We start from the raw sequence: 11,019 nt of genomic DNA, 5'->3' as shown, positions 1-11,019 counted from the left end.
TTATCACTCCATCAGATTAACTTTGACATATGTTTACAGGAATCATTGAATCGATCGGCACCATTAAGCAAATTCAGACTGAAGGTAAGAACAAGCACTTTCAGGTAGCTAGTGATATTTCTAAGGAACTGAAGGTAGATCAGAGTGTGGCACACGATGGTGTTTGCCTTACTGTTACTAAAGTTGATGGTGATACGCATTGGGTGACAGCCATTGATGAGACTTTGAAGAAAAGCAATCTTGACAAACTCATGCCTAGCAGTGTCGTAAACCTTGAGCGTTGCATGGTGAGCAATGGCCGTTTTGATGGACATATTGTTCAAGGGCATGTAGATCAAACTGCAAACTGCACCAGGGTAGAAGAGAAGGACGGTAGTTGGGAGTTTGATTTTGAATATGATGCCTCACTGCAAAATGTGACGGTTGAGAAGGGCTCAATAACAGTAAACGGAACCAGCCTTACTTGCTTTAACTCTGAGCCGAATATGTTTACGGTGGCTATTATTCCTTATACCTACGAGCACACCAGCATCAAAAATGTAAAAGTGGGCAGTGTGGTAAACTTAGAGTTTGATATTGTAGGTAAGTATGTGAAACGATTAATGAACCTTTAGATAATACCTCTCATGAGAAATACTTTGTATGCACTTTCCTACTCAGGCTTTGGAACAGGTATCCGAATATTAAGCCTATAATTCCACCCACCAATATATCTCCTGGGTAGTGTACACCAAGATATACCCTGCTGTAAGCTACTATTGTTGCCCAAACGAACATTAGCCAAATCCATTTGTATTCTCTGAACTGCATGAATAAAAACATGGCAAGGGCAAAAGCATTGCCAGAGTGTGAGCTGGCGAACCCGTACTTACCGCCTCTATAGTCATTCACAATATGAACTAATCCTTCTAGTTCAGGATCTCTTGATGGTCTGAATCTTTCAAAATACCCCTTCATAAATCCTGATATTAACTGATCGGTAAAAGTTATGGCCAATCCTATTCCCAGCAAGTAGATAATTGATTTCCACTTATAAGTTTTGATAATCCAATAGGCGAGAAGTAGATAGAAAGGAATCCAAATTTTCTTATCTGAAATCCAGAACATAATAGGGTCTAACCATGAGGCATGGAGTCCATTGAAGAAAAAGAAGAGTTGCTGGTCAATATTTATGAGAAAGTCTATCATCAGCTAACCCAATTAATGCCTTTTTTAAGCAGCTGAAGCGTTTCCATTTCATTGGAACCTGCTTCTGGCTGATGGTCATAAATCCAATTAGCCTGTGGTGGCAAACTCATCAGTATAGATTCTGTTCTGCCATCTGTATCTAATCCAAACTTTGTTCCTTTGTCCCATACAAGGTTAAATTCCACATACCTGCCGCGTCTTACTTTTTGCCAAAGTTCATTTTGTTCGGTATAAGGGAGTACTGAATTCTTAGCCATGAAATGAGTGTAAATAGGTGCGAAGGTCTGACCTACATCTTTTACAAAAGCAAACAGTTCTTCTTTAGTTTTTCCAGTCGACTCATTCAGTCTATCAAAGAAAATACCGCCAATGCCGCGAGTCTCATTTCTGTGTTTGATAAAGAAGTATTCATCGGCCCATTCCTTAAATTTAGGATAATAGGAGGCATCATGCTTATCGCAAACTTCTTTTAACACCGTATGAAAATGCTGAGCATCTTCTTTCACCACATAATGAGGCGTCAGGTCAATGCCACCACCAAACCACCAGGTTGACTCACCTGATTTAGATACAGTTTCAAAATACCGAACATTCATATGAATGATAGGCACCATTGGACTTTTTGGGTGCAAAACAATGGATACACCAGTAGCATAAAAATCGGATGCAGGTAATTTTAAAGCATCCGAAATCTTACTCGAGAGCTGCCCATGGACAGCTGAAAAGTTGACACCACCTTTTTCTATAATGTTACCTTCAGTTAGCACTCGGGATCTACCGCCACCACCTTGCTCACGTTCCCAGGCATCCTCCTTAAAGGTTCCTTTCCCATCGGCAGTTTTAAGTGCTGCACATATTTCGTCTTGAAGTTGTTTGAACCACTCTGTTATGGTATCTTTTGTAGGCATGTTGGCAAAGCTATTGAATCATTTTCAATTATTTAATTCCTGTTTAAGCGGCCTACTTTTTTGTAAATTTTTTAACTTCACAAACGATTGAAATAATCAGATTCTATATATGTCTTCAACAGCAACAGCTAAGTCAAAATCAAATAAAAAAAGCGTCACTTCTTCTAAAATAGATTCAGACATTCTTTTAAAAGCTTATCAGCTCATGTGTACTGCCGAAAAAATGGCGCACACCTATGACGAGTTCAAAGAAGTATGTAGCAAATATGTTCATAGTACTTCAAGAGGTCATGAGGCCATTCAGTTAGCAGCTGGTATGCAGTTGAAATCCTTTGATTTCGCTTCGCTCTATTACAGAGATGAATCTATTCTATTAGGTATTGGGATGCAGCCGTATGAATTGATGATGCAGTTGATGGCTAAAGCTGATGATCCATTTTCAGGAGGGAGAACCTACTACGCTCACCCATCATTGAAAAGAGATGGTTTTCCAACAATACCTCATCAGAGTTCAGCTACTGGCATGCAGGCGATACCGGCCACCGGAATGGCACATGGGTTACAGTATTTGGAAGGACAAGGTTTGCTGGAAGGAGACAATAAACCTATTGTGATTTGCTCATTGGGTGATGGATCTGTTACTGAAGGGGAAGTGTCTGAAGCTTTTCAAATGGCCGTGCTAAAGGATATGCCGATCATTTATTTAATCCAGGATAATGATTGGGGAATATCAGCTACTGGCAAGGAAATGCGAGCCATGGATGCCTATGATTTCGCTGCTGGCTTTGTTGGTATGTCGCGTATGCGTATAGACGGGTCTGACTTTGTCGATTCTTATTTGGGAATGAAAAAGGCCATTGATCATGTTAGGAATAGAAAAGGTCCAATTCTGGTTCATGCCAAATGTCCTTTGCTTGGTCACCACACTTCAGGGGTAAGAAAAGAGTGGTACCGAGGGGACGCTAATTTGAAATTGCACTCTAAAGACGATCCAATTGTTAAGTTTGAAAAATATCTTAAGTCTGTTGGCGTAACGACTAAAACTCTAAAGGATCTTAAAAAGTCTGCTCATGAGCTGGTTTCTAAAGATTATGAGTATGCTTTAAATTCGGATGATCCAGCTTTATCATCTTTTGATCAGCACGAATTTGAGGAAACGCCAATTATAGAAGAAAAAGGAGAAAGGAAACCCAAGGGTGCTGAAAAGGTTGTGATGGTGGATGCAGCGCTTCATGCTGTCGAAGATATTCTGAAAAAGCATCCTGAAGCTTTATTCTACGGACAGGATGTTGGAGGAACGCTTGGTGGTGTATTTAGAGAAGCTGCCACGCTGGCTCAGAAGTTTGGTGATTCTAGAATTTTTAACACTCCAATACAAGAGGCTTATATTGTAGGTTCTACAGCTGGTATGTCAGCTGTTGGTGCCAAGGCTATTGTGGAGATACAATTTGCTGACTATATCTGGCCGGGCATCAATCAATTGGTCGAAGAGCTTTCTAAGAGTTGCTATTTGTCGAACGGTAAGTTTCCAATTCAATCATTAATAAGAATTCCCATTGGAGCTTACGGTGGTGGAGGCCCTTATCATTCTGGTAGTATCGAATCTACTTTATTAAATATCAGAGGTATTAAAGTGGTATTTCCAAGTAATGCTGCTGATATCAAAGGATTAATGAAAGCAGCTTTTTATGATCCTAATCCAGTAGTGATGCTTGAGCATAAAGGTTTGTATTGGTCTAAAGTGCCTGGCACCGGTGATGCTAAAACCTTTGAGCCTGATGAGAATTATATTATTCCTTTGGGTAAAGCTCATACTGTTTTGGATGTAGATAAAGATGATAATAATTCTACTGCTGTAATTATCACTTACGGCATGGGTGTACATTGGGCTAAAGCTGCTGCTAAATCTTTTGATGGCAGGGTTGAAATTCTGGATTTAAGAACTTTGAATCCAATAGATTGGGATGCTATTGTAACTGCTGTTGAAAAGCATAACCGTGCATTTGTATTAACTGAAGAGCCTATACTAAACTCTTTTGCAGAATCGCTTGCAGGTCGAATTTCCAGACAATGTTTTGAACATTTGGACGCTCCAGTTGAAATTATGGGTGCGGTAAGTTTGCCAGCAATCCCATTAAATGTGGATCTTGAAAAACAGATGCTACCAAATGCGGATAAGGTCAAAGATGCTTTAGCAAACCTTTTAGCTTACTAAGAAGGAAATCGATTTAGAAAGGGTATCCAATTCCAATGTTAAATACCACTGGTTCTGTCGCTTCACGAGTGAATGGTGCATCATAGAAGCCATCACTGAGGATGAACCTACTTTTCTCAGGTCTTGCAGGGTCATAGACTTTCAATCCGGCATCCAATCTTAATACCAAAAAGGAGAAATCAAACCTAAGTCCTAAACCTGTGCCTACAGCAATTTCTCTAAAGAAGTTGTCAGTTTGGAACTGAGCTCCAGGTCTTGACTCATCTTCTTCAACTGTCCATATGTTCCCATAATCAACGAAAAACGCATAATCAACAAAGCCAACAAGATTCTTCCGTAGTTCGAAGCTGCCTTCTAATAAAATCTCACCTGGCCGTTCAAAATTATATGACACTAGGCCAGTTTCCGTATCAACTTCATAGAAGGATCCCGGGCCAAGACGCCTTGGTCGCCATGCTCTGATACCATTACTACCACCCGCAAAGAAGTATTTTTCATAGGGCAATACACCATTGTCACTATAAGGTTTCGCGTAGCCTACATTAAAACGGTAGGCCACGGTAGTATTCTTATTAACAGGGTGAATTTTTCTATAGTCGAAATTGAATTTGTAATACTTATAAAATTCAAGCGCTTCATTTTCAAGAAACTCGGTGTTGATGAAGTTTAGGGAGGTCCCACCGCTTTCTAAAAAAACTCTAAAGAAAGATGAATTAGAAAAGTTGAGTCCATAGCTATTGAAATTCCATGTGGCGCTTGCACTCATGTTGGTAACTAGAGAAGGCCTGAATGAATTGATTAATCTGTTGCCAAGTCGCTCTAGCTCATCAAGTCGGTCTTGAAAGGATTGCTGGTTAATTTTAGATTCAATTAAACTTACGTCAGTAATTGTTACTTGATAAAACGTATTTCTCTCATTTTGCCAACTATAGGTGTTTGAGAAATTATAATTCTCCCTATTGTACTCTGGCCTATCTGTATAGGTATAACCAGCGAGCAATCGTGTTTTTGGATTGACCTGCCCCAATCGAGATTTTAAGTCATTACTGATTGGCAAGATAAATTGTGGGAACGTTAAGCTGGCATTAACCCCGGCTTCGATACTCCTGTAAACACTTTGAGTACCAGATATTGAGGTCACACCTTCAACGCCAATACGACCATTCATCTCGAATATCTCAAGGCCTCTGAAGATATTACGTTTCTTAAAAGATATATTATAGAATGGCCCCGGATAACCTTGAGTTACATTTACGCCCACCTCATTGGTCCACTGATAACGGTTCAATGGGCTGGTAAATATGTTTGCAATTAATTGTCCACCAGTAGAATCATAGTTGATATTGATAAATCTAAAATGGTCTAAGTTAGCCAGCTGTCGTTGAGTGCTATAAGATTTAGATTTGCTATATAAACTGTCCTTTTTAATGAAAATACGTCTGCTGAGCACTTTTTGACTGTATTCTTTTTCAAAGTACCTAAAATTGATGCCTTTGTACTCGTTTGATTGTCTTATTGAATCTGGGAGGGTGCTGGCATTGGCATTCGTTGTAAAAATTACTGAGTCAACATGGAATACTTTATGAAAATCACGTTTGGCAGGTTTGTTTACCCGTGTAAGCACTGCTACTTTCTGAGCTTCTAAGTATGAAGTATCAACTTCAAACTGAATGTATTGGCGACTAAAATCGAAGTATCCATTATCCTTCATTAAAAGGTCCAATCGCTCTCGTTCTCTTGTCAAGTTGGCCTGCTCATAATTCTTGCCTACTTCAAGGAAGCTCTCATCAGAATATTTCCTAATCAGTTTGGTAATTGCTGTGTCAGCCGTTTGTAAAAATAGGGTATCGATTTTAAATGCAGGGCCTGGATCTATTTCAAAAATTGTTTTTACCCGATTTGCTCGAATTTTTGTTTTATAATCAACTGAAGAGTTAAAATATCCTTTAGAGTCAAGATATAGATCAAATCGATCCTTTGTGTTCTCAGTTAAGGAAGAGTCATAAATAGCCAACGGCTCACCAATTCGCATTCTCCAGTTACCTTCTGTTATTGTTTTGTTGATTTTGTCAAGTTTCTTCTTCTTTCTTCTTTGAAGCCGATTTTCCTTTTTGGTTTTATCTGTTTCAGTTATTTTTTGATCGAATTTATTAGTGACTTCAACTTTTTTCTGCTCATATTTTTCGATGTCATATGACTTTTGCCCCCAATAATATAGCCATACATAGGGAGCGAATGGTAGAAATAGAATTTGTCGATTAGGTTCTTGAGCGTAAAGCTGGTTTAGCTCGTCTTTATCAATATTTTTACTAACCTTTACATTTTGACTATAAAGTAATTTCTCATCCTCTTTTAGGTATTTTGATCCTAGACATCCGGAGAGAAGTAGCGTAGAAAGTAGTAGTATAAATTGATTTTTATAAAGCCTCAATATAGCATTATATTATGATGTCCAAATCGGTAGCGAAGTTCATTAAATCACTGCAATTAAAAAAATACAGAAAACAGGAGCAACTGTTTTTAGTGGAAGGGTTAAAAAGCACTTTGGAAGTCATAAACTCTCATTTTAATGTAAGAACGGTATTGTGTACAGAACAGTTTTACGAGCAGTTTTCTCAACAGCTCAAGGGAATTGAAACATTGCTGGTGACAGAAAATCAATTGACTGATGTAGGCACTTTAAGATCTAACAACGCTGCACTCGCTGTCGTTGAGATACCAGTTGCTAAGAGTAAAAAACTAGACACCAACAAATTCTATCTGGCTTTAGATGATATTAATGACCCTGGCAACCTTGGTACAATATTAAGAGTAGCGGATTGGTACGGAATTGATACTATTCTGGCATCGGAGCAAACGGCAGAATTGTACAATCCAAAGGTGATCTCAGCATCTAAAGGATCATTTACGCGAGTGGAGGTGATTTATGGCGATTTGGAAAGGCTTATTAGTGAATCACAGCTGCCCGTCTATGGTACTCTTATGGAAGGTGACAATATACACAAAATCAGTTTTAAGAAAGGATGCGTTATTGTTTTTGGAAATGAAGCCAATGGCATATCATCAAAAATTAAAACCCTAATCGACTATAAACTCACTATACCAAAAATAGGAGGGGCAGAATCATTAAATGTAGCCATGGCCGCGGCTATTGTCTGCGACAATGCAATCAGAAATTAAATCTCATCAGCAAGCTCTCTCAAATCAACTGGTACTACTCTTGAAACGCCTTGCTCAATCATGGTAATACCATAAATGATATCAGTACTAGCCATAGTACGCTTATTGTGAGTAACAATAATGAACTGAGAGTCTTTTGAGAAAGTTTTAATGATGTTATTAAACTTGTCAATATTAGCATCATCAAGAGGTGCATCTACCTCATCAAAAATACAGAACGGAGCAGGCTTTATCAGATAAATAGCAAATAGGAGTGAAGTAGCGGTAAGTGTCTTTTCACCTCCAGAGAGCTGATTGATAGTCAATGGCCTTTTACCTTTAGGTTTAGCTATAATTTCAATACTTGATTCTAATGGGTTATCAGGGTCGCTCAATCGAAGATCGCAATCATCCTCTTCTGTAAACAAGCTTCTGAATACCTTTACAAAGTTCTCTTTGATTTTCTCATAAGCCTCAAGGAAGGTTTCTTTAGCTACAGTGTCTATCTCATCAATAGTTGCCAGTAACGATTCCTTTGCCTTATGTAAATCTTCGCGCTGCTCTACAATGAAATCATTTCTTTCTTTGATTTCATTATAAGCTTCCATCGCCATTGGGTTGATAGGGCCCATTCGCTCCAGACGATCTTTGATTTTCTGAACATCTTCACGCAATGAAGACTCATCAACAGCCTCTTCTTTAGCCTCGGCCTCTTCTTCCATCAAGCTATCCAAATCGATGTTAAACTCAACAGAAAGTCTTTCTTTAACTGAACTCAGCTCTAATTTGGTCTCGTTGAGTTTATTTTGCAGCTCCATAATAATGGCGTCTACATTCTCTCTGCTGCGCTGTATCTCTCTTTCGCTTTTATCTATTTCATCAATACTACCTCTAACAGAATAGTATTCCTTCTCGGCTTCATTTACGCCTTGCTCAATGCTTTCTTTTTCAGAATACATCTCCACCAACTCATCATCATTGGTCTCATTTTTAGCCAATAGCGCCTTTATCTCCTCATCAGTCTGCTTTAGCTCATCCTGATTTTTTTCAATCCTTTCTTTACTGCTGTTAAAGGCATCTTGCTTGTATTCAATCTCCTGACTGATGCTCTTAACTCTGTTGTCCTGTTGATGAAAAAAGATATTTTGTTCATTAAAAGCACCGCTCTTTTCCTGTAACAGTTCTGTCTGTTCTGTTAGGTCAGCTGTTAAAGATGATAGTTTGGTTTCAGAACTTGCAAGTTCCTTTTCTTCCTGTTCAGCTCTTGGTTTACTCTCCTGAATCTCTTCATTCAGCTCATCAATTTTGGCAATTATGTCTTCCTTCCGCATGTCAGCATCAGAAAGCATCTTGCTAAACTGCTCTTGCTTGGTTTTTATAGAAATGTATTCTTCATTGACATGGTTAATGTCCTCCTGAATGATCTCTATCTCATCTTTTAAAGAGCTTGACTTAAGCTTTTCTAGTTCCTTTTGCTTTTCAGATAAACTCTGCTCAACCTCGCTAAGCTTTTTACTTAGTTGCTTTATTTCCTTTTCTAATTTCTCCAGGTTTTTAGCACGACCTATTTTCTTTCCTTCAAACAGGCCAACTGAACCACCCGAAAGGCTGAACCTGCGTTTTGTTACTTTTCCGTTTTTGGTGATAAAAGTATTGCTGTCATCCTGAGGCAAGTTTTTATAGTCTCCTTCAAAGATGTAAACCCCATCAAGTATATAGGCCATTAGCTTTCTATACTTACCATCATACTCCATTATTTCTGTAGCATGGAATGCATTATCATAAATTTTGGCATCAGCGGCAATAAACTTCTCAAAAGATTCAAGAATAAAGAAGTTGGCCTTTCCTTTGGCTGCATCACTAAGAATATTAATAGCCTCATAAGCATCGGCCTCTTTATCAACCACATAGTAATTGAGCAAAGGCTCAAGGTAATTTTCTACCGTTACACGATATTCTTCATCACAAGTCAGAATATCAGAAAGGAGTGGGGCATTCTTTTTCCATCCAGCCTTTTTCTTCAAGAACTTGATGGCCTCTGGGAAACCCTCAAGGTTTTCTACCAAAGACTTAGTCAGGTTAAACTCATTCTGACGAGCATCCAGCTTTCTGTTTGTCTGGCTGTGCTCTTCTCTAATTACCTCAATGGTTTTTTCAGTTGATGTAATTCTATTTTCAAGGTCAGTTTGAGCTTCCTTCCTCTTGGCCTGTTCCTTGTTTTTAACCTTTAATTGCTCTTCAAGTTCATTTACTTTTCTGTCAAATTCAAGTAAGCTGGCATTTTGAGCGGACGTATCTGTTGAAGTCTTTTCCAGTTCTTGCTTTAAAGACGACAGTTGCAGTTCCTTTATCTCAACAGATTTTTTCAGTTGATAAACTTCTTCCTGCTTATTTTTAAGAAGCTGCCTTACAGTATTCTGTTCTTCCTGTAGTCTGGAGGTTTTTATCTTTTGGCTTTCATAATCTTCCTTCAATAAAGCCACTTTAGACTCTATTTCCAGAAACATCTTTTCAGCAGAGTTTTTCTCTTGAGTAAGACTCTCAATACTAAAAGATGCTCTTTCATTACTCTTTCTATCTTGCTGAATCTGATCTTTCAGACTCTCGGACTTATCATTTAAATAGCGAAGACGCTCATTTTTAATCTTCTTCTCACTCTCGTACTGACGTATTTTATTGACATGTTCATTCAATGCCTTTTGACGAGAGGCCAATGTTTTCTCTTTTAGAATAAGGTCAGCTTTCGACTTCTCAAGTTGAGCCTCTTTTTCCTTTACCTGTTTATTGAGGCTTATCTTCTTATCATTTTCAGCCTCTATATTTTTAGATAGTGATTGATAGAGCTGCGTAGACTTTTGGATAGTCAATCTCGCTAGTTTAATGCTACAGTCCTTATACTCTTCTTTTAACTCATAATATTTAGCAGTCTGCTTGGCTTGGCGCTCTAGCGACTTCATGTTTTTCTCTATCTCAAACAATAAATCCTCTACACGCTCCAGATCCGCATCTGTATCACTAAGCTTTTTTAACGTCTCCTTCTTGCGTTTTTTGAATTTGGTAATCCCTGCTGCTTCTTCAAAAAGGCCTCTGCGAGAGTTGTCCTTATCATTAAGCAGATCATCAACCATTTTCAGTTCAATGATGGCATAGCTATTTGAGGCAATACCAGTATCTAAAAATAGATTGGTGATGTCCTTTAATCTACAGGTGACGCCATTAAGAAGATATTCGCTTTCGCCTGATCTATAATACCTTCTTGTCAAGGTTACCTGGGAGTATTCTGTGGGCAATAGGTTTTTAGTATTGCTAAAGGTAAGCGACACTTCTGCCAGTTGTGTAGGCTTACGTTTTTTGGTGCCGTTGAAAATGACATTCTCCATTTTCTCCGAGCGTAGGGTTTTGCTACTTTGCTCTCCCAGTACCCATCTTATTGAGTCTACAATATTAGATTTTCCACAACCATTAGGTCCAACAATACCGGTGATACCCTCATCAAAATTAATGGTCACCTTATCGCCAAAACTTTTGAAACCTTTAATTTCAAGCTTA

7 protein-coding genes are annotated in these 11,019 nt (G+C 38.5%); 3 read left to right on the top strand and 4 right to left on the bottom strand.

What is annotated here, in order from left to right; all coding sequences use genetic code 11:
- Positions 1 to 29: 29 nt before the first annotated feature.
- A complete protein-coding gene (locus E1140_RS04990) occupies positions 30 to 614 on the top strand; it encodes a riboflavin synthase (protein ID WP_155179711.1) in 585 nt (194 codons plus the stop codon).
- A gap of 10 nt (positions 615 to 624) precedes the next feature.
- Here E1140_RS04990 and E1140_RS04985 read toward each other — a convergent pair whose 3' ends face one another.
- On the bottom strand, positions 625 to 1,188 hold the full coding sequence (locus E1140_RS04985) for a phosphatase PAP2 family protein (protein ID WP_155179708.1): 564 nt from the start codon (positions 1,186 to 1,188) through the stop codon (positions 625 to 627).
- Entirely contained in the window at positions 1,188 to 2,096 is a 909-nt protein-coding gene (gene hemF, locus E1140_RS04980) for an oxygen-dependent coproporphyrinogen oxidase (RefSeq protein WP_155179706.1), read from the bottom strand. The genes E1140_RS04985 and hemF overlap by 1 nt, the downstream gene beginning before the upstream one ends.
- A 109-nt stretch (positions 2,097 to 2,205) precedes the next feature.
- Between hemF and E1140_RS04975 the strand changes: the two genes are divergently transcribed.
- Positions 2,206 to 4,311 carry an alpha-ketoacid dehydrogenase subunit alpha/beta gene (locus tag E1140_RS04975; RefSeq protein ID WP_155179704.1) on the top strand — a complete coding sequence of 702 codons (2,106 nt, stop codon included), beginning with the start codon at positions 2,206 to 2,208 and terminating at the stop codon, positions 4,309 to 4,311.
- Positions 4,312 to 4,324: 13 nt separating this feature from the next.
- Here the strand turns inward: E1140_RS04975 and tamL are convergent, their stop codons facing one another.
- Entirely contained in the window at positions 4,325 to 6,742 is a 2,418-nt protein-coding gene (gene tamL, locus E1140_RS04970; RefSeq protein ID WP_155179698.1) for a translocation and assembly module lipoprotein TamL, read from the bottom strand.
- 14 nt (positions 6,743 to 6,756) lie between these two features.
- On the opposite strand from tamL, the gene E1140_RS04965 reads away from it, so the two are divergent.
- Complete coding sequence (locus E1140_RS04965) at positions 6,757 to 7,491, top strand: TrmH family RNA methyltransferase (RefSeq protein ID WP_155179695.1); 735 nt, start codon at positions 6,757 to 6,759, stop codon at positions 7,489 to 7,491.
- On the opposite strand, the gene smc is transcribed toward E1140_RS04965, so the two are convergent.
- A partial coding sequence (gene smc / locus E1140_RS04960) for a chromosome segregation protein SMC (RefSeq protein ID WP_155179692.1) occupies positions 7,488 to 11,019 on the bottom strand: 3,532 nt, incomplete at its 5' end. The genes E1140_RS04965 and smc overlap by 4 nt on opposite strands.

It is taken from the genome of Fulvivirga lutimaris (assembly GCF_009711525.1).
GTDB classification, from domain to species: Bacteria; Bacteroidota; Bacteroidia; order Cytophagales; family Cyclobacteriaceae; genus Fulvivirga; species Fulvivirga lutimaris.
This window is presented reverse-complemented; position numbering and strand designations above follow the sequence as displayed.